The organism is Burkholderia cepacia complex sp. TUM26381 (genome assembly GCF_057439935.1).
In genome coordinates this window covers 1,405,397-1,427,741 of record NZ_CM172006.1, presented here as the reverse complement: position 1 = coordinate 1,427,741, position 22,345 = coordinate 1,405,397, and the positions used below count along the sequence as shown (strand labels likewise).

18 protein-coding genes and 1 tRNA gene are annotated in these 22,345 nt (G+C 65.4%); 14 read left to right on the top strand and 5 right to left on the bottom strand.

Annotated features, from left to right (window positions below; translation table 11 throughout):
* Nucleotides 1-723: 723 nt before the first annotated feature.
* The 7 genes from ACWMMN_RS06775 to glmS all read left to right on the top strand — a co-directional run bounded on the left by ACWMMN_RS06775 (nucleotide 724) and on the right by glmS (nucleotide 10,609).
* Nucleotides 724-2,268 (top strand): glycosyltransferase family 2 protein, encoded by a 1,545-nt coding sequence (locus ACWMMN_RS06775; protein WP_059234964.1) that lies wholly within the window; start codon nucleotides 724-726, stop codon nucleotides 2,266-2,268.
* A 3-nt stretch (nucleotides 2,269-2,271) separates the two neighbouring features.
* Nucleotides 2,272-3,267 (top strand): bactofilin family protein, encoded by a 996-nt coding sequence (locus ACWMMN_RS06770; protein ID WP_059234966.1) that lies wholly within the window; start codon nucleotides 2,272-2,274, stop codon nucleotides 3,265-3,267.
* 11 nt (nucleotides 3,268-3,278) lie between these two features.
* Complete coding sequence (locus ACWMMN_RS06765; protein WP_174992070.1) at nucleotides 3,279-4,292, top strand: YaiO family outer membrane beta-barrel protein; 1,014 nt, start codon at nucleotides 3,279-3,281, stop codon at nucleotides 4,290-4,292.
* Between the two features lie 13 nt (nucleotides 4,293-4,305).
* Nucleotides 4,306-5,076, top strand: coding sequence for a hypothetical protein (locus ACWMMN_RS06760; protein WP_059234970.1), 771 nt, complete (start codon nucleotides 4,306-4,308; stop codon nucleotides 5,074-5,076).
* 335 nt (nucleotides 5,077-5,411) lie between these two features.
* Nucleotides 5,412-7,562, top strand: coding sequence for a polysaccharide deacetylase family protein (locus ACWMMN_RS06755; protein ID WP_342704001.1), 2,151 nt, complete (start codon nucleotides 5,412-5,414; stop codon nucleotides 7,560-7,562).
* Between the two features lie 92 nt (nucleotides 7,563-7,654).
* Nucleotides 7,655-8,743, top strand: a complete 1,089-nt coding sequence (locus ACWMMN_RS06750; RefSeq protein ID WP_174992068.1) for a hypothetical protein — start codon at nucleotides 7,655-7,657, stop codon at nucleotides 8,741-8,743.
* Between the two features lie 48 nt (nucleotides 8,744-8,791).
* Entirely contained in the window at nucleotides 8,792-10,609 is a 1,818-nt protein-coding gene (gene glmS, locus ACWMMN_RS06745) for a glutamine--fructose-6-phosphate transaminase (isomerizing) (protein WP_486423127.1), read from the top strand.
* A 46-nt stretch (nucleotides 10,610-10,655) separates the two neighbouring features.
* On the opposite strand, the gene ACWMMN_RS06740 is transcribed toward glmS, so the two are convergent.
* Nucleotides 10,656-11,585: a hypothetical protein gene (locus ACWMMN_RS06740; RefSeq protein WP_155627160.1), complete on the bottom strand. Its 930-nt coding sequence runs from the start codon at nucleotides 11,583-11,585 to the stop codon at nucleotides 10,656-10,658.
* Nucleotides 11,586-12,414: 829 nt separating this feature from the next.
* Between ACWMMN_RS06740 and ACWMMN_RS06735 the strand changes: the two genes are divergently transcribed.
* Nucleotides 12,415-13,071, top strand: a complete 657-nt coding sequence (locus ACWMMN_RS06735; RefSeq protein WP_059234980.1) for a hypothetical protein — start codon at nucleotides 12,415-12,417, stop codon at nucleotides 13,069-13,071.
* Between the two features lie 610 nt (nucleotides 13,072-13,681).
* On the opposite strand, the gene ACWMMN_RS06730 is transcribed toward ACWMMN_RS06735, so the two are convergent.
* Both ACWMMN_RS06730 and ACWMMN_RS06725 read right to left on the bottom strand, forming a co-directional pair.
* A tRNA-Arg gene (locus ACWMMN_RS06730) sits at nucleotides 13,682-13,758 on the bottom strand.
* Nucleotides 13,759-13,938: 180 nt separating this feature from the next.
* Entirely contained in the window at nucleotides 13,939-14,769 is an 831-nt protein-coding gene (locus ACWMMN_RS06725) for an undecaprenyl-diphosphate phosphatase (protein WP_059234982.1), read from the bottom strand.
* 479 nt (nucleotides 14,770-15,248) lie between these two features.
* Between ACWMMN_RS06725 and ACWMMN_RS06720 the strand changes: the two genes are divergently transcribed.
* The 5 genes from ACWMMN_RS06720 (at nucleotide 15,249) to ACWMMN_RS06700 (ending at nucleotide 20,770) form a co-directional block, all read left to right on the top strand.
* On the top strand, nucleotides 15,249-16,160 hold the full coding sequence (locus tag ACWMMN_RS06720; RefSeq protein ID WP_486423126.1) for an aldose epimerase family protein: 912 nt from the start codon (nucleotides 15,249-15,251) through the stop codon (nucleotides 16,158-16,160).
* Between the two features lie 132 nt (nucleotides 16,161-16,292).
* Complete coding sequence (locus tag ACWMMN_RS06715) at nucleotides 16,293-16,994, top strand: peptidoglycan DD-metalloendopeptidase family protein (RefSeq protein ID WP_059234987.1); 702 nt, start codon at nucleotides 16,293-16,295, stop codon at nucleotides 16,992-16,994.
* Between the two features lie 369 nt (nucleotides 16,995-17,363).
* Complete coding sequence (locus ACWMMN_RS06710) at nucleotides 17,364-18,983, top strand: acyl-CoA synthetase (RefSeq protein WP_486423125.1); 1,620 nt, start codon at nucleotides 17,364-17,366, stop codon at nucleotides 18,981-18,983.
* A 73-nt stretch (nucleotides 18,984-19,056) separates the two neighbouring features.
* Nucleotides 19,057-19,380 (top strand): DUF2288 domain-containing protein, encoded by a 324-nt coding sequence (locus tag ACWMMN_RS06705; protein ID WP_059234990.1) that lies wholly within the window; start codon nucleotides 19,057-19,059, stop codon nucleotides 19,378-19,380.
* 10 nt (nucleotides 19,381-19,390) lie between these two features.
* Nucleotides 19,391-20,770 carry an MATE family efflux transporter gene (locus ACWMMN_RS06700; protein WP_486423124.1) on the top strand — a complete coding sequence of 460 codons (1,380 nt, stop codon included), beginning with the start codon at nucleotides 19,391-19,393 and terminating at the stop codon, nucleotides 20,768-20,770.
* 18 nt (nucleotides 20,771-20,788) lie between these two features.
* On the opposite strand, the gene ACWMMN_RS06695 is transcribed toward ACWMMN_RS06700, so the two are convergent.
* Nucleotides 20,789-20,965: a hypothetical protein gene (locus tag ACWMMN_RS06695; RefSeq protein ID WP_174992064.1), complete on the bottom strand. Its 177-nt coding sequence runs from the start codon at nucleotides 20,963-20,965 to the stop codon at nucleotides 20,789-20,791.
* A 136-nt stretch (nucleotides 20,966-21,101) separates the two neighbouring features.
* Between ACWMMN_RS06695 and ACWMMN_RS06690 the strand changes: the two genes are divergently transcribed.
* The gene (locus tag ACWMMN_RS06690) at nucleotides 21,102-21,272 is read left to right on the top strand and encodes a hypothetical protein (RefSeq protein WP_174380017.1); all 171 of its coding nucleotides are present in this window, start codon (nucleotides 21,102-21,104) and stop codon (nucleotides 21,270-21,272) included.
* Between the two features lie 203 nt (nucleotides 21,273-21,475).
* Here the strand turns inward: ACWMMN_RS06690 and ACWMMN_RS06685 are convergent, their stop codons facing one another.
* Nucleotides 21,476-22,282: a GNAT family N-acetyltransferase gene (locus tag ACWMMN_RS06685; RefSeq protein WP_034206968.1), complete on the bottom strand. Its 807-nt coding sequence runs from the start codon at nucleotides 22,280-22,282 to the stop codon at nucleotides 21,476-21,478.
* Nucleotides 22,283-22,345: the final 63 nt, after the last annotated feature.

Below are 22,345 nucleotides of genomic sequence, written 5' to 3'. Positions count from 1 at the left end.
GTGCATCTTTCGAGGCGCTTTACGTCGCCTCGATTCGCCACTTTTGTCTGTGCAGCGCAAGCCGCGCGCCCGGTTGCCTGTCGCGGCCGCGCACGCCGGATTTCCCGGGCATGCGGCGGCGTTTGCGTCACACGAATCGATGCGCGGGAAATGTTGCGAATGTGTAACGCGGATCCGGAGCGGGAAAATACATCGGAGTCCGGTCTATTTTTCGCATGAGACGGCGTGACGCGCGCCGGCATTCTGGCCGACACACATTCGACGCACGACGCGCGATGTCGCGTCACGCAAGGCCGCGTCCGGCAAAGCGGCATGGACTCGTCAGACAAACGGCCCGCCGTGCGACGTATTCGATGCACCGCGCCGGCCGCTCGGGGTCGGATGTCGTGCGCAAACGCTGATTCGTCAGTGAATCAAAACACGTCGCCGCCGCTGCCGCGGCAACCGTGCTCCGCGCCCCGCTCCTTGCTGCGCGGGGCATCGCGGCCGATGGCTCACGCCTTGCTTAATGTCAGACAGGTGCGTCCCGAAGCACTCGCACGGCAGCAGACAGACGGGGACGCCAAAGCAACGAAGCCGGAAAGCGACACGACGCGTCGGTCCGGGGCGGCCGACATCCGCCCCAGCGCGACAAACGCGCCGCCGCTTTCCATTGATATCCGCGCGATCCACGGAGCGCCTTCAGCTCTCATCGGTCGTCGTCGCGGACACGGGGATCGGAACATGACGAAAACGCGGACGGCGTCACTCTGCGAGCAAGGCATTCTGCTGCTGATCGTGCTTGCCTGCTCGCTGATCGTGCGCGACACCGCATTGCAGGCGGCCGTCGAACCGGTCCGGCTCGTCATGCCTGCCGCAAACGCCGCGGTCGCGGTGGAACGCACCGCGCTCGACAGCGCCCCGCTCTCGATCCCCATGCAGGCCTCGCCCGCCGCCGATGCTTCGCTCGAGCTGCCGCCCGCCGTCGCACCGGGTATCGCGCTCGACCCCGACCTGCTGCTGATACCCTGCGTCGCCTACCTGTGGCTGTTCACGCTATTGACGTGCGTGTACGCCGCGCGGCATTACGCGTTCAGCCTCGACCGCCTGTTCAAGCCGCAACACGCGCCCTACCGGACGATTACCCACGGCGAATGGCCGCGGCTCACGGTCTTCGTCGCCGCCCACAACGAGGAAGCCGTCGTCGTCGATTGCCTGATGGCGCTGCTGGCGACGACCTACCCGCGCGACCGCCTGACGATCATTCCGGTCAACGACCGCTCGACCGACAACACGCGTGCGCTGATCGACGAGGTCCGGACACGCGCGCCCGACCTCATCCAGCCGTTTCACCGCGAATCCGGCAAGCCGGGCAAAGCGGCCGCACTGAAGGATGCGTTGCAGTTCATCCGCGGCGACATCATGGTGGTGTTCGACGCCGACTACCTGCCACGTCCGGGGCTGCTGAAGGAACTGGTCGCACCGTTCTTCGATCCGGAGGTCGGCGCGGTGATGGGCCGCGTGGTGCCGCAGAACGCCGACAGCAACCTGCTCGCGCGGCTCCTCGATCTCGAGCGCGCCGGCGGCTACCAGGTCAACCAGCAGGCCCGCAACAACCTCAGCCTGGTACCGCAGTACGGCGGTACGGTCGGCGGCATCCGCAAGGGCGCACTCGACGCGGTGGGCGGCTGGCGCGACGACACGCTCGCCGAAGATACCGACATGACCTACCGGCTGCTGTTGAGCGACTGGCGCACGGTCTATCTGAACCACGCCGAATGCTATGAGGAAGTGCCGGAACGCTGGGCCGTGCGCGCCCGGCAATTGACGCGCTGGGCGAAGGGCCACAACCAGACGCTGCTGCGCTATCTGGTCCCGGTGCTGCGCAATCCGCTGATCTCGCGGCGCTGCCGGCTCGACGGTGCGCTGCTGCTCGGCGTGTTCGTGATGCCCGCGCTCCTCGCGATCGCATGGAGCGCCGCGCTCGCGCTCTATCTGTTCAACGGCGTCAACTCGACCGCGCTCGGCCTGATCGTGTCGCTGTTCGCGCTGTTCTCGTTCAGCACCTTCGGCAACTTCGGCGTGTTCTTCGAGATCGTCGTCGCCGCGCGGCTCGACGGCCGCGCGACGCGCCTGCGGCTCGTGCCGGTCAATGTTGTCGGCTTCTGCGTGACGATCGCCGCGGTCGTCTCCGCGCTATGGGGGCTCGCGCTCGACGCTGCATTTCGCCGCGAACTCAAATGGGACAAGACCGAGCGTTTTCGCCGGCAACTGAAACCGGAGCGATGATCGATGACGACCTTCAATGTGATGGTGCCGGTGGCCGGCGTACTCAGCCTGCCGTTCCTGCCGATGCTCCATGAACTGATCCGGCGCAGCGACGTCGCGGCCCTGCCGATCGGCGACGGCCCGTTCGTCGACCAGGCGCTGCTCGCCGCACGATGGCACGACGCGCTGCGCGCGCACGTGGCCGGCGAGCCGCCGGCCGATCCTTCCGCCGCACTGCCCTGGCAGGTGCTCGGGCTCGCCGTGCAGCACGCCGATGCGATCCACGTCGCACGCGACGAGCATCGCGACGACGTGCTCTACGCTCATCGCGCGATCACGCTCGACGACGGCGCCCGGGCCGCTTATGCGTTCGCCGACGAGCGCATCGACATTCACGCCGGCGCGACGATCGGCACGCTCGCGCACGCGCCGCAGATCGACATCGACGGCGCGGTGCTGCGCGGTGTCGTGGTCGGCAACACGGTGCACCTGCACGGCGCCGGCGGCTTCTCGTGCCTGTATGGCGAACCGGTCGTCTTCGGCGCGGCGCCGAGCGCACGGCCGGCCGGCACGCCTGCCGCTCCGCGTCGCGCAATCTCGCTCACCCGCCATTTCGCATCGCTACCGCATCGCTTCCTGCACGGCCGTTACCTGCTGAACTGCGACGTTCGCCTGCCCGCGCACACGGTCGTGCAAGGCAACCTGATCGTCGACGGCACGCTTGTACTCGGCGAAGGCTGCGTGCTGCGCGGCAGCGTCAAGGCGCATCGTGTCGAACTCGAACGTCACGCGTTGCTGCACGGCGCCGTGTTCGCGCGCGACGACGTGCTGCTCGCGAACGCGAGCTGCATCGACGGCGTCGTGTCGGCCGGTGGCCTGCTGCGGCTGACGGGCGCGCGCATCGGTGTCGCCGGTCACCCTGTCAGCGCATGCGCGCGCGACGTCTCGGTCGTCGGCCATGCCTGCGTGCACGGCGACCTCGTCGCGTGGCGCAGCGGCTGGTTCCACGCATCCCGTTAAGGAGCGCCCTCATGTCCGATCGCCCCTGCCATCGCGGCCCGCGCGTGCCGGTTGCCGCCCTCGCGATGCTGTGCGGCGTCGCCTTCGGCGCGCCCCCGGTACTGGCGGCACCGCAGGACGACGCCGCCGCGATGCCACCTGCGCAATCGCCGGACGCCGGGACCGTCATTACGCCACGGCCGCGCGACGAGTCCACATTCGTACGCGTGAGCGCCGACGGCCTCCCGGACGGCGTATCGCTCGCCGAGTTCACGCCGGACGATACGAACCGGCCACCGCTGCCCGATGCAGTCGTCACACACGTGCAGGCGCCCAAAGAGACGCATACCGAACTGTCGCTCGGCTATTCGAGCGCACACCTGACGCACGGCTACGGCGACTGGTACGGCGTGCATCTGCGCGGCGTCTATCAGGATGGCGGCCGCACCGTGCTCGGCGAACTGGCGCAACTGCACCGCTTCGGCGAGAACACGCAGCTCGGCGCGCTGACCTACGTGCAGGACATGGGGCCCGACTGGTTCGGCGGCATCGGCTTCGCGGGCACCACGTCGGGGACGATCCTGCCGAGCGCACGCGTCGACCTGTCGATCAATCGCAAGCTATTGTCCGATCGTTCGCTGGTCGTGTCGCTGGGCGCCGGCTACGCGTGGAACCGCAGCGGCCACCGCGATCAGCTCTATCACGCCGGCGTGATCTGGTATGCGCTGCCGAAGTGGATTTTCGAGGCGGGCACGAACTACACGGTCGATTCGCCCGGTTCGGTGAAGGCGCCCGCCTACTATGGCGCCGTCACCTACGGCGAAGTCGGCAAGAGCGTGATCGTGCTGCGCGGCGGGTTCGGCCGCGAGGCCTATCAGGTCACCGGCTCCGGCTCGCAGATCGCCGATTTCCGCAGTCACGAGATCGAAGCGAAATGGCGCTACTGGTTCACGCGCAAGTGGGGCACGCAGGTCGAATTCGACTACTACCACAACCCGTACTACTCACGGATCGGCGGCGAGCTGAGCGTGTTCTATCGCTGGTAACCGGGCGGGCGCCATGCAGACGCATCCCGTCCGTCCTCCCGTCGATCGCTCGCTTCGCATCCACGCGTATCCGCAGCGCTGGCTGTCGTCGATTGCACTGCTGACGCCCGCGCTGTATGCATCGCTGTGGTTCGGACTGCCGCTGGCCTGGCGCTACTGGCGCGCGGTCATGGTCTGGGGCGCGCACCAGATCGATCCGGCGCTCCATGTGGTCGTGATCGGCTATCCGCCCGACGCGCCACGCGTGCCGCTGCTGTCGATCGACGTCGCGGCCCGGATGCCAGGCGGCGTGCTGCTGGCCGTCACCGCCGCGCTCTGCGCGGCCGGCTTCGCCGCGTCGTTCATCCGGCGCACCAACTGGCTGCCCGTTGCATATCTGTTACGTATCGCGAGCTTCACCCAGTTGCTGATTTGCGCATACTTCTGGCTCTCGCCCGGCACGTTCCCGTATGTCCCGCTGCTGCACCTGCGCGACATGTTCGTGCTGAACGGCGCGGCGATCGCGCTGATCCCGCTGGTGATGGCCGCGTTGTACTACCCGCTCGATTTCTCGCTGCTGCAAAAGACCGCCGCATCGCTGCTGGTGCTCGGCTACTTCGTGCTCGCGCTGCCGTTCGTGATGCTGCTGCACGCGATGATCATCCATCACGGCTCGCTGCTGTTCTTGCCGTTCTGCTATTTCCTGCTCGGCGGGCCACTGCTGATCGGCCTGCTCGTCACGCTCTACACCTACTGCGCAAGCTGGCCCGGCGCACTGACGCGCGACCGCGATTCCGTCTGCTGATATCGCGTACAAACGCGCCGTATCAGCGATGAAACGAATCCGTTGCGTTTGCGACCACCGCATCCGCCCCGCGCCGCAAGAAGCCAGCAGGACCGGGCTTCCACGGCAAATGGCACGTTGTTCGCTTCTTTCATTTCGTCGCATCGAGTCCTCTCATCGGCGAAGGCAGCGCGGCAAACGTGCACGTTTGCGCATGTCCGGCTGCTTTCGACAAGCACCGCTCGATGCCCGACGAACCGGACAGCCGCACACACTTACGGGGCAGGATTGGACGACCTGGCCGCACGCGCATCACGGTTGCCGCGCGCCCCCATCCCTTGAGCGAGGAGCACACCATGTTGGCAAAGTCAGGCAAGTTCTTGCGGATCCTGTTCGCGTTGTTCGCGCTGGCGTTCGCATTCAGTCCGGGCGGCGTTCAGGCGGCCACCAACCAGCTCATCCTGCTGGTGCCGAATACGCTGACGCTGCCCGATCCGCGTGTGTCCGCATGGCTCGACACCGCGCAGGAGGAAGGGCTGCAGATCACGGTCATGACCGACAGCCAGTTCATGGCGGCCGGCGCGTCGCTATCGCAGTATCCCGGCCTGATCCTGCCGGACCAGGTGCACACGACGGCCGACGACACGCTCGTCACGGCGATCCAGAACTACGCGCTGAACGGCGGCAAGGTGATGCTCGTCTACGATTTCGGCGTGCTGAATTCGGCCGGCTTCTACGTGAGCCCGAAATCTCGTTTCAGCAACATGGTCGGTGTGGACTACGTACTGTATGACCAATTGGGCGGCAACATGATCGGTCTCGGCAACGTGACCGGCATGAGCAGCTGGCTGCGCACGCTCCAGGTGCCTCCCGGCAAGTCCATGACGTGGACCACGACGGCTTCGACCACGACGACCGCCAGCGTCATGGCCGCGGCGACCACCAGCAACTCGAAGTCGAACAACTCGTCGAAGCCGACGACCGGTACCGCGCTCTATCTGTCCGGCAGCCCGTCGAACCCCGGTGGCCTCGCCAACTACAACCACGGCGCATGGTTCCAGTACGACACGTCGCCTGCAGGCAGCGGCGTGCTGAACCAGACGGCCCCGAAGCTGAACGGCGTCGCGAACGGCAAGCTCGTGAAGTCCGGCACGTATAGCGCCAACTCGCTCGTCAGCACGACGACCGGCAAGGCGGCCACCGCGCTCGCGTCCACGATGGCGACGACCACCGACACGCTCGAAGGCATCTCCGGCTACGTGTACGGCTTCCTCACCTATCCGAGCTTCGTCACGCAGGGCACGTACACCGGCACGACGATCCTGACGTCTCCGACGTTCGGGCTCGTGTCCGGTTACAACACGTACGGCAACGGCGGCGTGCTGTTCGTCAACCTGCCGCTCGCCTACCTCGACGGCCAGACCGACGGGATGCTGATCCACGGCTACCTGCATTATTTCGGCACGCAGATGCTGAACCTGCCGTCGCTGTCGCCGCTGCCGAAGGCGATGGCCGGATTGGTGTTCAACTGGCACTTCTGTGCGGGCGACCAGATCCAGCCTGCGCTCCAGCTGAAGAACCTCGGCGTGTGGAACAACGGGCCGTTCTCGCTCGTGATCACGGCCGGCCCTGACGAAGCGGCCTTCGGCGACGGCGACGGCGTGAACCTCGCCAACAACCCCACCGCGCAGAGCCTCGTGAAGTACTTCCTGAGCAAGGGCCATCACGTCGGCAGCCACGGCGGCTGGATTCACGACTACTGGGGGGCAAATGCCAGCGAAACGAACGCGAGCACGTTCACGCAGTATCTGGTGATGAACCATCAGGCCATCCAGGCAGCGACGGGCCAGCCGGACGTCGAATACGCGGCGCCGGAAGGCAACACGCCGACCTGGTCGGTCAACTGGCTCGAAGCCAACGGCTTCAACGGGTACTACTTCACCGGCCACACCGGCTCGGCACCGACCCGCGCATACCGCAACGGCGCGCTGCTGAACCCGGGCCTGTGGGCTTACCCCGTGATGCCGTTCGGCAAGTACGCGACGTTCGAGGAGTTCCAGCAGTATGCGGTGCCGACGAGCGACGTGAACAACTGGTACGCAGCCCTGATGAACTTCGTGGTCGCAAACCGCACGAGCCGGCTGATCTATGCGCACCCGCTCGGCGCTTCGTCCTACACGTCGACACTGTCCGCGATCTTCTCGCAAGCCAATACGCTGAAGCTGCTCGGTCAGTTCAAGTGGTACACGATGAGTGACATCACGATCTTCGATCGCGCACGCCTGAACGTCACGTGGTCGGCCACCGACACGGGCAGTAGCTGGTCATTCGCCGCCAGCCACCCGACGAGCCTCGCGAACATGACCTGGTTGCTGCCGAAGAAGGGCTTCGCCCTGCCCGTCATCACACAAGGCATCGGCAGCGTCGTCATCACCGACTCGACATACTGGCTCGTCACCGCGAACAGCGGCACCAGCATCAAGTTCACCAGCGCCAAGGTGAACTGAGCCGCAACGTCGACCCACCCGCCGGCGCGCGACGCGGCCAACGCCGCGCCCGGCGGGATTTGCGCAGGACCACCGCGCAGGAGCCCCCGATCATGAACCGGCCCGCGCTTTTCCCGGCCGCACGCGCACGCCTGGCGGCCACCGCCCGGCTATGCCGTCTGTGGTGCGTTGCCTGCTGTGTCTCGGCATTCGGCTTCGCGCTGCATGCGAGCGCCGCCGAACTCCAGCTCAACGGGCTGTACCAGCGCCCCGACGGCGCGATCACCGTGCGCCTGAATGGCGCCGGCATCGATCCGTATTTTGCGGCGAAGGCGCTGCTCGCCGCCGCCGACGCCGGGCTCGACGCCCACCAGGCCGCACTCGCGTGGATCGCGTGGCTGTTGCCGCGTCAGCGCCCCGACGGCGGCTTCGATCGCTACTGCGTGAAGAGCGGCCAGTACAGCACATGCGCGGAAGCCGACGCCGACGACTCGATGATGGCGACGTGGATCGAGCTGCTCTCCCGCTTCGCGCCGCCCGACGGCATGCCCGCCGCGTGGGAACTCAGCCTGAACCGCGCGGGCGCGCATCTGGACACGCTGCTCAGCAAGCCGGCCGGCGTCTATCAGATCTCGTCGACCCTGCACGTCGCGCTGCTGATGGACAACGTCGAGGTACACAGCGCGTTCCAGGCGCTCGCCGCGTACTACGTCCGGCATGCCGACTACACGCATGCGGGCCCGTGGAGCCAGCGCGCCGACCGGCTCTCGTCCGCGATCCTGAAGGTGTTCTGGCGCGGCACGCAATCCGGCTTTCGCGCGAGCACGCAACGCATCAGCGATACGAGCTTCTACCCGGCGAAAGTCGCGCAGATCTTCCCGCTCCTGTCCGGGATTCGTGTTCCCGACCAGTCGAACGAGACGATCTACGCGCAGTGGATGCAGAAATACGGCAAGACCTGGCTGCAACTCGCCGGCAGCGATTACCCGTGGGGGCTGATCGCACTGGTCGCCTTCAAGATGAACGACTGGAGCACGGTCGCCTGCTGGCATGCGCGATCGGGCCCGTACCGGCACGGCGCGCACTGGAACGTACTGGAGGAATCGCTTTATCTCGCATTCGAAAGCAGGATGGCCGACCCCGTCGCGCCCGCTCAATGCGGCTTCACGACGGCGGAGGCAACGGAGACTGCGTCGCGCTGACACAGCGTGCATGGGGTCCAACAGGATTGACAGGGAAGGAGACGTGTCATGTGTGGCATCGTCGGCGCGGTCGCGCAACGGGACATCGTTCCGATTCTGATTGAAGGTTTGCGCCGCCTTGAATATCGCGGCTACGATTCATGTGGGGTGGCGACGGTCGTCGACGGCCAGGCGCGCCGCGAACGAAGCATGTCGCGCGTCGCCGATCTCGACGCGCACGTACGCAGCGCCGGCCTGACCGGCAGCACCGGCATCGCGCACACGCGCTGGGCAACGCACGGCGCACCGGCAACCTGCAACGCGCACCCGATCTTTTCGCGCGACGAGATCGCACTCGTGCACAACGGCATCATCGAGAACCACGAAACGTTGCGCAAGCAACTGTCTGACGAGCACTACGAATTCGACGGGCAGACCGACACCGAGGTCGTCGCGCATCTGATCCACAGCAAGTATCGCGGCGACCTGCTCGCCGCCGTGCGCGATGCGACGTCGCAGTTGCACGGCGCCTACGCGATCGCGGTGTTCAGCAAACACGAGCCGCAGCGGCTGATCGGCGCGCGGGCCGGCTCGCCGCTTGTCGTCGGCGTGAAGGACGGTGAGTGCTTTCTCGCGTCCGATGCGCTCGCGCTTGCCGGCATCACCGACCGCTTCATCTTTCTCGAGGAAGGCGACATCGTCGAGTTGACGCCAGGTGGCGTGCGGGTGCTCGATCGCACCGGCGCGCCGATCGAACGCGCGATACAAACCGTTTCATCCGCGCAGGGTGTGGTCGAACTCGGGCCATACCGGCACTTCATGCAGAAGGAGATTTTCGAGCAGCCGCAGGCGGTGGCCGCGACGATCCCGGATGCTGGGTTGTTCGATCCGGCCGTATTCGGTCCTGATGCGGCGCGTGCGTTCGAGCAGATCGACAACGTGCTGATTCTCGCGTGCGGCACGAGTCATTATTCCGGCCTGGCCGCGCGCCGCTGGCTCGAAACGATCGCACGCATCCCTGCTCAGGTCGAGATTGCGAGCGAGTACCGTTACAGCGATGCGCTCGCGATGCCGAACACGCTGGTGGTCAGCGTGTCCCAATCCGGCGAAACCGCCGACACGCTCGCCGCGCTCAAGTACGCGCAGGCGCTCGGCCATATCGATACGCTGGCGATCTGCAACGTGCCGACCAGCGCGATGATGCGCCAGACCGGCCTGCGCTTCCTGACGCGGGCCGGCCCGGAAATCGGTGTCGCGTCGACCAAGGCATTCACGACGCAGCTCGTCGCGCTGTTCATCCTCGCCGTGACGCTCGGACGGCTGCGCGGCTACGTCGACGACGCACAGCTCGCGCGCTACACGATGCAGTTGCGGCGACTGCCCGGTGCGCTCGAAGACGTGCTCGGGCTGGAGCCGCAAATCGAGCGTTGGGCGGCGGAATTCTCGCAGCACGAAAACGCGCTGTTTCTCGGGCGCGGGCTGCACTACCCGATCGCGCTCGAAGGCGCGCTGAAGCTGAAGGAGATTTCGTATATCCACGCGGAAGCTTATCCGGCCGGTGAGCTGAAGCACGGGCCACTCGCGCTCGTGACGCATACGATGCCCGTCGCGACCATCGCGCCGAACGACGCGCTGCTCGAAAAGCTCAAGTCGAACATGCAGGAAGTGCGGGCGCGCGGGGGGCAGCTTTATGTGTTCGCCGATGCGGATACGCGAATCGACAACAGCGAAGGCGTGTCGGTACTGCGGATGCCGGATTACTACGGCCTGTTGTCGCCGATCCTGCACGTCGTGCCGTTGCAGTTGCTCGCGTATCACGCGGCGTGCTTGCGCGGCGCGGATATCGACAAGCCGAGGAATCTGGCGAAATCGGTGACGGTGGAGTAAAAGGCCAACAAGGTGTCGGACTCGATTGCGGATACCTGATGGGATCCTATTTTGCAGCGACCTTCGCCTTGGTTGGCCGTTCGACCGGGACATCAAGCGGCAGTGGCTTGGCAAGGACGCCGGAGATGATCCCGTTGATGGTTTCGTTCGTGCTACCCCCGATGTTGTTGTAGACGCCGACCACACGCGGCTCGACATGGGTTTTGGACGTGTCGTACAACTTGGCTTTCATTGTGCCGAGTGCCTGGATCGCACTTTGAATCGAGGCGAGACTAATATCGGATGGAATGGGCAATGCAGTAGAGATGTTCTCTCCCGTCAGGCCAAGTGTCTGCACGACGAGCGTTCCTGACAATTGGCTGGCTTGCGCAGCGGCACCGATCGCGATCAGGTTGCCAAGGTTAACCCCGGCTTTCGTGGTATTGAGCGTCGCCGTTACGCGCAATCCCACACCGATATAGACAGGCACGGCGAGGTCAGCTAGCTTTCCATCGTCAACGAAGGTGGCGCGAAATGACCCGTCCGGACGTGCGTCGGTCTTCTTTACGAACAGCGGATAGGTATTGGATTTTATGTAGTCGACCGTGACGATATATCTACCATTCTCGACACTCATGCTCACGGGGCCGTAAGTTACATTTCCATTTACGTCGATTTGTCCAACGGCGAGCCTCATCGTTTCGTCGGGCAAGGCATTCAGAATGTCTTCTGGCTTGGCAGCCTTCCCGCCGATGGGCCTGACCGCTACGGGAGCTGGATCAAGGGGCTGATATCCAGAGGGTGGAGATAGCTTGCTTGCGTCGAAGTCGGCTGCGGCGCCTGCAGATAGAGCCGAATTTCGTGGATTGCCGTCGGAACTGGAAGACGCCTGCGGCCTGACGATAAACGAGGAAGCACAGCCCGACAGAAACACCACTGCAGATGCGACAACAGCAAGTGATGTGCTCGAGCATCCCTTCTTGATATTGATATTCATTATTTTCCCCGTGCGATGCCATGTTTGGACTAATCGCCAGATCTCCGGGACCGAGACTACACGTCGCGCGAATGCTGCGCAATAAGTCAAATCAATAAGAAACTGCCGCAAACCAACACTCGAATTCATCAGACGAAACGGCGCTCGACGCGAAGCATTAGAGCTTGAAATTTCGCGATACCTTCTGCCGCTCAATACACGACGGTGCGTAATGTCGCACTGGGCTCATTGAGCACACTGCATGACCAAAGCACCGCCGATACATCGTTTGCCGCGAGGTATACGCAGGATCAGTGACCGCCGTACGTCGTGCAGTAGCGGTTGAATGTATTCCCTTTCGAATTGACACCGGATATCGATCGATTTCCGTTTCCGAAATTCTGGACGGTTTCGTTTCAGCTCTGTCCGTTCGCGGCGGTCGGTGCCATTGATCGTAGTCGTGTTGCCACGCGTGCTCGCCGTCTCACGCCACGAACTGCCCGTCTGCCCGTTGTAACCGCTCACGGCCGTCAAGCCGCCCAACCTGTCGACGCTATATGAGTTACCGCTCTGGCCCGTGCATGCTTGCAAACTCGGACAGCTGATGCAGGTCGAGTACGCCGAGCAAGATGTCGCGAGAGTGACACCACGAATTTCGGCCCTGATTGTCTTTTTCATAACGGCCTCTCCAGCAACAGGCAAGAGAGAGACCTTGGGAATTCCAAACGAATTCAGACTCCAGCTTGGATCACGCGATATTTTTATGGATAATCGGCGTGATCTCACGCGCGACGGATTGCACAAACGCCATTGACCACTCTCGCCGTCGCTCTTCCGAACGACACACCCAATGCAAAGCACGACAACCCCGTCAGTTTTTCGGACACTGCTGAATCGAACCCGAAGCTGGATTCGGCATCACACCCGCGACTTCAAACGTTCGGACTTCTTGCCCCGTTGCGCTTGGAAGCAAGCCGCCATTGTTCTCGCAGCTTGGACGCTACCAGCCATAACCGGAGTAGTCTTAACTGACTGGCTCGGTAGCCATCGATCAGTCAAATATCTGCAAACAGCAATCCAGGAAGGCATCGGGCCACATATCTGGAACGTCTTTGCGGTGCTTGGGATGATCCTTGTCGGCCTGCTGATTGCGCTTCCTCGTCAGAGGTGGCTTGCGATCGCCGCATATCAGGTGCTACAGAATACCTACGCACTCGGGGCGTTGATGCTCGGGCTTCTTCTCGGCCAATGGATTTGCTTCACCGCCCCGCAGGATGCCAGCACACTGCACACCTATGTGCGTGTGACGGTATCAGGCCTGATGTTCGCGATGGCGTTCTGCTTGAATTTCTTGATCTGGTACACATCCTTTCTCATATCGCCGGCCCGCCTGAACACCGGCTTCATGCACGCAACCGTGCGGCTCGCTCCACGGTTCCGCTTGCTCATGGCCGCGGCGATAATGGCAACCGCACTTGTTTCACTCTATATCTATCTGGATAAGTAAACACGCGTCTGTTGCTCACCGATCCATGAGCTTCCGGCAGTTTGCCGGAATCGCGTGGATCCATGCGCGGCGGTTCAGCAGGTCAACTTGCGCCCCCAAATTCAGCCGGTTCGCGTAAAGCAGTTTCCCCCGGGTTTCGAGATGCGCCCGCCATTTTCCTCGTCGGCGAGTCAAGAAAAAGTCTGCAATAAGCAGCGTCGTTAATGCGAATCGCGTCGCTTGTGGTGGGCCAGGGTCTGTTGACGGCGTCTGATTTGCGCGTGCTCGAACGGCTCGCCGAAAACTTCGCTGCAGAGGTGCAATTACGCGAAATGCCGGATCGCGAAGGATGGGCAATTTCAACCGGGACGAACGGTAGCAACGCGCATCGGACGCTACGCGCAGTGAGCGATGCACGAGAAAGCCACCGGCCTGCCCGACGCATTTGGCATGAGTCCGCGCGGCCAGCACGCTATCGACGCGCCGCCGTTGCCAACAGAAAGTCCCTACACAGCGTTCGCTAAGCCGACGCGCACTAGCTCGCGTTGATCGAAATGCCGACACGACGCTTACACGACAACATGCGTTGAATCATCGCGGGAAGAAAACCGCCGCAACCCATTGATCTGACTGGCCCGCCCTACACGATTCGAACGTGTGACCTACGGCTTAGAAGGCCGTTGCTCTATCCAACTGAGCTAAGGGCGGTCGGGGAGAAAAGACACGGCCTGACGCGGACCGCATTCGGCGTCGGGCATTCGAGTCGCGCGTAAAGGCAACCGCACCACCTCACTCGAAGCCCCGAAACAAAACGGGCCCGGTATGGAACCGAGCCCGAAATTATACCCGATCATCGCGCCACATCACGCGAGGCGAGCCATCCCACCCTTAAAGCGGCTGCGGATGCAGCATGAACCAGCCGAGACAGAACACGCCGGCGATCACGCAATACACGCCGAACGACGCGAGCCGGCCACGCCCTTCGAAGTAGCGCATCAGGAACCGCACGCTCAGGTACGCGGCGATCGCCGTCAGCACGCCGCCGAGCAGCGCATCGGCGAGCTGGCCGCGCGCATGAAACAGCTTCGGCAGTTCGAGCACACCCGCCGCGAAGATGATCGGCGTGCCGAGCAGGAACGAGAATTCCGCGGCCTTCTCGGCCGTCAACCCGGCCGCATTGCCGGCGATCATCGTCAGCCCGCTACGCGAAAAACCCGGAATCAGTGCGCCGATCTGTGCGAGACCCACGAAGAACGCCTGCTTGAAGGTCATTTTTTCGGGCGCCTGGTGCGCGCGGCTGCGCTGGATGCGATCGCCGAGCCACAGCAGCACGCCGTTCACGATCAGTGCGATCGCGACGATCCGCAGGTCGTGAAACACGCGTTCGATACGCTTCTCGAGCAGCAGCCCGACGATGCCGGTCGGGATCGTACCGATGATCAGCGCCCACATCAGGTGCCCGTCGTCGTTCTTGCGGCCGCCGAGCTGCGCGAAGAAGCCGCCGATCAACGCGATCCAGCGCGCACGGAAGTACCACAGCAACGCCAGCGCGGTGCCGAGGTGAAGAGCGACGAGGAACGGCAGCAGTTGCGGCGCGTGCTTGTCGATATGCATGCCGAACAGCGCCGGCACGAGCAGCGTATGGCCCAGACTGCTGACGGGAAAGAGTTCGGTGACGCCCTGCAGGACGCTCAGGAATACCAGAAACCAGAGACTCACGCGTCGGTCCTTTTAGTCGAGATTAAGCGGGAAGAAAGACGGACGACGCGATGCGCGTCCGAAAAAACGCGCCCCGATTATGCCGAGCCAGGATTACTGCGCCAAGGCATTTGGCAGGTTATTGCGGCAATGCACACAAACGCTTGCAATTTGTAAGCATGTAGAAAGCAAAAAGCCCGCCATTTGCATGGCGGGCCTGTCGACTTCGGCAGGAATTGCCGTCAGCGGCCGAGCTGATAGAAAAATAATACCGTGCTGCCGGTGAACATCCCGAACAGTGCGATACCCATTGCCATTGCCAGATCCATGGCCCCCTCCTCGAAGTGTCATGACCCGGCAACCTCACCGGTTTAGAGGCATTATCCGGACCGTTGACAATGTTAAAAACTCGCAATTTCCCGAGAAGGGTTTTCCCCGAGCCGTCGCGGCCCGATAATGGAACGCGCGTTGCTCCGTCCACCCGCCCAACCCGATTCGCCATGCCGACTTTCCAGCAACACGATATCCACGAACTTCACGCCGGCCCGTCGCTCGTCCGGGTCGCTCCGCAATTCGGCGGCCGCCTGCTGTCCTGGCACGTCGACGGCGAACCGGTCATCTTCTGGCCGGAAACGGCCGACTGGAGCAACCTCGCACGCGTACGCGGCGGCAATCCGCTGTTGTTCCCGTTCCTCGGCCGCCACCGCGTCGACGGCGAACTCGGCCGCTGGCGCGACACCGCCGGCGTGGTCCGCGACCTGCCGATGCACGGCTTCGCGCGCGACCTGCCGTTCGACGCGCACCCGTCGACCGACGGCGCCGCCCTGTCGATGACGCTCGACGCAACCGACGCGCTGCGCGCGAGCTATCCGTTCGATTTCCGGTTCGAGACGACCTACCGGCTGGCCGACGCGCACACGCTCGACGTCGCGCTGACGACGACCAATCGCGGCGACACACCGCTGCCCTACTACGCCGGCCACCACTTCTATTTCGCGCTGCCGCACGGCGAACGGGCCGACACCACGCTCGAGCTGCCGCCGACCCGCCGTTGCCAGCAGCGCCCGGGCGGTTCGATCAGCCCGCTCGAACCCGGCGAAGCGCACTACCGCCTCGACAATCCGGACATCCTCGACCGCTTCCACTGCCTCGACGGCGAACCGTCCACGCCGGTGCGCATCGTGATGCCGGGCCGCCGCCGCACGATCGAGATCGCGCTCGACGTACCGGGCTCGATCCCGTGGTACGCGGTCACGACCTGGACCGAAAAACCGGAGTCGGACTTCTATTGCGTCGAGCCGTGGCTCGGCCTGCCCGACGCGATCCACAACGGTCTCGGGCTGCGCATGCTCGCGCCGGGCGCGACCGAAACGGCCGCGCTGCGGATTCGCGTGACCCCGCTCGCGGGCTGATTTGCCGCGCGCCGAACCGGCACGCGACGGCCCCGGCAACGACCGAAACTGCGGTGCGCGGGTCGAACCCGTTAAAATCGGACGTTTTGTGTTGCCTGCCGCGTCACGCGCGGCAGGGTTTTGCGAGGTTCAATGTTCGGAACAACAACGAAGCGACTCTTCGCAGCCGCCTGCGCCGCCCTGCTCGCCGCGTGCGGCTCCGCACCCGTCGGCCCCGGTTTCTATCGCGTCGAACGTGGCGACACGCTCTACAAGATCGCGCGCGACAACCGCACGTCGGTACAGAACGTCGTGCGCTGGAACCAGATGGCGAACCCCGACGCGATCGAAGTCGGCCAGGTGCTGCGCGTCGCGCCGCCGCCCGGCACGACCACTGCATCGACGCCGTCGACCACCGGCACCGGCAGCGCCGGCCGCGCGCGCCCGGCACCTTCCGCGCCGGTCGAATCGGCCGTCAAGCCGGCCACGAGCATTGCGCTGATCTGGCCGGCGGCCGGCAATGTGGTCCGCACGTTCGACGGCTCGAAATCGAAGGGGATCGACATCGCGAACGCGCCGGGCACGCCGGTGGTTGCGGCCGCGCCCGGCGTGGTGGTCTATGCCGGTAACGGGCTGCGCGGCTACGGCAACCTGATCATCCTGAAGCACAACGCGGATTACCTGACCGCCTACGCGCACAACCGCGCGCTGCTGGTGAAGGAAGGCCAGTCGGTTACACAGGGGCAGTCGATCGCGGAGATGGGCAACAGCGACAGCGAGCGCGTCGCGCTGCATTTCGAGCTGCGCTACGGCGGCCGCTCGATCGACCCGTCACGCTACCTGCCGGCGCGCTGAGCGCCCGACAGGCGACACGCGATGCCGGCGCGCATCGCGTGCCGTCGCGGCGAAAAACGGGAAAAGTTGAGTCAGCGCTTGCGCAGACGTCCGGTGAAACGGCCGGACAACGGATCGACGTGACGAGCAAACGCCACCAGCACACCGATTCCGATCAGGCTGAACCCCGCAGCTATCAGAAGCAAATCCATGGTCACATCACTGTTTTGTCGTGATCTTATGCGTCATTGTGGAATCGTGCACTGAGCCTTGGCTATTGGACGAGTCCGAACATTCCCTATCAGCAGACACCATTGTGGGTTCGTCTGCGTGAAACGCTGATGTAAGCCGCGCGACCGACGCGACGTTCGACACCCAGGAGACAACGCGATGCTGCCCGACGCCGACCGCTACGACGACCTGCTCTCCCGCTTCCAGTGGGACATTCCGGCGCGCTACAACATCGGCGTGGACGTCTGCGACAAATGGGCCGACGGCAGCGGACGCCTCGCGCTGATCCACGAAACGGCGCAAGGCGACGTTTTTCGGATCACGTTCGACGACCTGAAGAATGCTTCTAACCGGCTCGCGAACAGCTTTGCGCGAGCCGGCCTGCGACGCGGCGACCGGATCGGCATCTTTCTCGCGCAGGGTCCCGAAACGGCCATTGCGCACCTCGCCGCCTACAAGCTCGGCGCGATCGCGGTGCCGCTCTTCACGCTGTTCGGCGTCGATGCGCTCGAGTACCGGCTCGCGAACAGCGAGGCCGCCGCGCTCGTGACCGACGCGGCCGGCTACGCGAAAATCGCGCCGCTGCGCGCGCAACTGCCGGCGCTGCACACCGTCTACTGCATCGGCGACGACGCGCCCGACGCACCGGGCGTACAGCGCTACGACACGGCGCTTGCCGCCGAAACGCCGGACTTCGTGCCGGCCGATACGGCCGCCGACGATCCGGCGGTGATCATCTACACGTCCGGCACGACGGGCAAACCGAAAGGCGCGCTGCACGCTCATCGCGTGCTGCTCGGCCATCTGCCGGGCGTCGAGATGTCGCAGCAATGCTTCCCGCGCGACGCGCGCCTGTTCTGGACGCCCGCCGACTGGGCATGGATCGGCGGACTGCTCGACGTGCTGCTGCCGTCATGGCATCACGGTGTGCCGGTGCTCGCGCGCCGCTTCGAAAAATTCGACGGTGACGCAGCGTTCGCGCTGATGGCGCGTCACGGCGTCACCCACGCCTTCCTGCCGCCCACCGCGCTGAAGCTGATGCGCGCCGTCGAGGCACCGCGCGAACGCTACGCGCTGTCGCTGAAATCGGTCGCGAGCGGCGGCGAATCGCTCGGCACCGAGCTGACCGCCTGGGGCCGCGACGCGCTGGGCGTGACGATCAACGAGTTCTACGGGCAAACCGAGTGCAACATGGTGCTGTCGTCGTGCGCGGCGCTGTTCGACGCGCAGCCCGGCGCGATCGGCAAGGCAGTGCCCGGGCACGCGGTCGCGATCGTCGATGCGGACGGCACGCCGCTGCCGCCCGGCATGGAAGGCCGCATCGCGGTGCGCCGCCCGGACCCGGTGATGTTCATCGAATACTGGCGTAACCCGGACGCGACGCGCGACAAGTTCGCGGGCGACCACCTGCTCACCGGCGATACGGGCACGATCGACGCCGACGGCTTCGTGCGCTTCGTCGGCCGCGACGACGACGTGATCACGAGCGCCGGCTACCGGATCGGCCCGGGGCCGATCGAGGACTGCCTGCTCACGCATCCGGCGGTGCGGATGGCGGCCGTCGTCGGCGTGCCCGACGCGACGCGTACCGAAATCGTCAAGGCGTTCGTCGTGCTGAACCCCGGCCACGCCGGCGACGACGCGCTCGTCGGCGCGCTGCAGGCGCATGTGCGCACGCGGCTCGCCGCGCACGAGTATCCGCGCGCGATCGCGTTCGTCGACAGCCTGCCGATGACCTCGACCGGGAAGATCGTGCGCCGCGCGCTGCGCGACGCGTGAGCGGCCCGCCGCACGCTCGGCCTGCCCGGCCGGATGGTTTATAGTGGCGCCACGCAGTCTTTCCAAGAATCCGATGTCCTCCGAACACCACGCCGCCGCGGGCGCGTCGCACAGCCCGCTCTACGCCAAACTCCTCGGCGAGACCGCCAAGATCGACTGGTGCGATCTCGAACGCTTCTTCGCGCAGGGCAAGCTGCTGTCCGTCGCGCGCGACCTCGATCTCGTCAGCGTCGCGGAAGCGGTCGCCAGCGACGATGCCGAACAGGTCACGCGTTGGCTGTCGGCCGGCCTCGTCGCGCGCATGCCGTCCGAAACCGCCGCCGACTACGCGGCGCGCAACCCCGAGCTGTGGGCGGTCGTCGTCTCGCCATGGGTCTGCGTGCAGGAACGCGCCTGACGCGTCCGCCATGTCCGAATCCGCGTTACCGCACGGGGCCGGCACCGGCTCGGCCACCGTCACGCACCGGCGCGTCCTCGCGCTCGCGTTCCCGATCGTCCTCGCGAACCTGACCCAGCCGATCCTCGGCGCGGTCGACACGGCCGTCGCCGGCCACCTCGACGGCGCGCAGTACCTCGGCGGCGTCGCGCTCGGCGGGCTGTTCTTCAATTTCGTGTTCTGGGGTTTCGGCTTCCTGCGGATGGGGACGACCGGCCTCGTCGCCCAGGCGCACGGCGCCGGCGACGACGCCGGGATCCGCCTGAACCTGCTGCGCGCGCTGATCGTCGCGTTCGCGCTCGGCGCCGCGGTGCTGGCGCTGCAGGTGCCGCTGCTGTCGTTCGCGCTGTCCGCGCTCGGCGGCAGCGATGCCGTGCGCGCGACGGCGCTCGCGTACAGCCATGCACGGATCTGGAGCGCACCGTTCGCGCTCGCGAACTACGTCGTGCTCGGCTATCTGCTCGGCATGCAGCGCGTGCGGCTCGCGCTCGTCGCGCAGGTGTTCATCAATGCGGTGAACATCGGCGCCGTGCTGCTCTACGTGTACGGCTTCGGCTGGGGCATCGCCGGCATCGGCGCCGCGACCGCCACCGCGGACGCATGCGGCTTCGCGCTCGGCGCGTGGATACTGTGGCGGCTGCGCCCGCGCGGCCTGGCGCCGCTCGCGGTACGCGCGCTCGCCGACCGCGTCGCGCTCAAGCGGCTGATCGTACTCAATCGCGACATCTTCCTGCGCACGCTGTGCCTGCTCGGCGCCTTCGGCTGGTTCGCGCACCTCGGCGCGAAACAAGGCGACGCGACGCTTGCCGCGAACGCGCTGCTGCTGAATTTCCAGACCTTCATGGCGTATGGCCTCGACGGCTTCGCGCATGCGGCCGAGGCGCTCGTCGGCGCGGCAGCCGGCGCGCGCGACCGTCGCGCATTCCGGCAGGCCGTGCGCGTCACGCTGTTCTGGTCGGCACTCGGCGCGCTGCTGTTCGCGCTCGTCTACTGGGCGGCGGGCGGCTGGATCGTCGCGCGCCTGACCGACCAGGCCGAGATCCGTGCCGTCGCGCTGCGCTACCTGCCGTGGGCCGCGATCTCGCCGATCGTGTCGGTCTGGGGCTTCCTGCTCGACGGCGTGTTCATCGGCGCGACGCAGACGCAATCGCTGATGCGCGCGATGGTCGTGTCGTTCTCGATCTTCATCGCGGCCACGCTCGCCGCCGTCAGCACGCTCGGCAATCACGGACTCTGGTTCGCGCTGCTGCTGTTCATGGCCGCGCGCGGCGCAACGCTCGCGTGCTACCTGCCGGGGCTGTTGCGGCACATCGGCGCCGACGCGCATGCCGCGTCAACGGCACGCGCCTGACACCGGGCCCGGCGAGCGTTACTGCACCGGCTTCGGCGGCGGCGCGTCGAGCATCGACGGCGGCGTCATGTCGGTCGGCACGCCGTGATAGTCGGCCGGATCTTCCGGCGGGTGGCCACGGCGCGCCTGACGAGGATCGCTGGTGCAGGCGGCAAGGAGGGATGCGGCCAGCACGGCCAGCATGAAACGGGTCATCGGGTATGGCTCCGGAAAGCGGCGTGCCTTATCGCGCGCCGGACCGCGCCGAGTCTAGCGGAAATCCGGTTTCAGGGTCGCGCCGCGCATGTCCTACTATGTACGCATGGCGCTGTGCCGTGGAAAGGAGGCTGCCATGTCGTCTGAGGAAATTGCAGGCCTGATCGGCCTGTTCATCGGCCTGATGGTGCTGGTCGCGCTGTCGTACTTCGAGTCGCGCGAATACAAGCGGAGCCATGACGGCGAAGGGATGATCCACCACTGGATGGCGGAGCATCACCTGCTCGACTGGCGGCGCAAGCACTGAGCGAGCCGCGCTGCGGTCCGGCCCGTCCTCGGGCCGTTCGCAAACGTGCCGTCCTGCGGCACGATAGCGGCTGCGTATCGCGGAAATTAACGGGGCCCGATACGCGCTCGCCAACCGGATACACGAACGCCGCCGCGCGGCACTGACCGCGCGGCGGCGTTCGCTTGCGCGCGCCACGACGGGCGCGACGCGATTCGGACGGCTCAGCCCAGGAAGTGGCGGGCGTAGCGCGCGTTGATGTCCGACAGGCGGAACAGCGTCAGGAAATCCGCGCAGTTGAAATCGGGATCCCAGGCCGGTGCGCCGCAAATTTTCGCGCCGAGACGCAGGTAGCCCTTGATCAGCGGCGGCGGTGCGACGACGGTGCCCGTCTGCAGTTCGTCGACCGGCAGCGCCGTGTGCGGGAACGCGCGGTACTCGGGCGCCGTCAGCGACCCGGCCGACAGCGACTGGTACAGGTTCGCCGCATAATGGCCGCCGTCGGCCATCGACACGCTCGCGCAGCCGAGCATCGTCTCGTAGCCATTCTGCATCATGTACGCGCCCAGACCGCCCCACAGCGCCATGATGACGGCGCCGCTGCGGTAATCGCTATGCACGCACGAGCGGCCGACCTCGACCATCTTGCCGCGCAGGTGCGTAAGGCGCGACAGGTCGAATTCGCCTTCGGCGTACAGACGGCCGACACGCGCCGCCTGGTGCGGCGGCAGCACGCGGTACGTGCCGACAACCTTCAGCGTGTCGAGATCGCGAACCAGCAGGTGGTCGCAGTACGCGTCGAACGGATCGACGTCGAGACCGGAGGGGCCACTGACCTGCGCGCCCATCTCTTCGGCGAACACGCTGTAGCGCAAGCGCTGGGCTTCCCGCAACTCGTCTTCCGTACGCGCCCATGCGGCGCGCAGGCGATACTCCGATGTGACGGTTTCACTGGCGCGCGGCAGGTGGCGCCGCGACGTGTCGAGGGGCAGCGAGGCAAAAGGGAGCGTAGGCGTCGGCAGTTCTCGCATTAGGCTTTCCTGGTCGTAAGGAATAAGGCGACATGCCCGCCAATGTAGTAATCGGCCGTGACC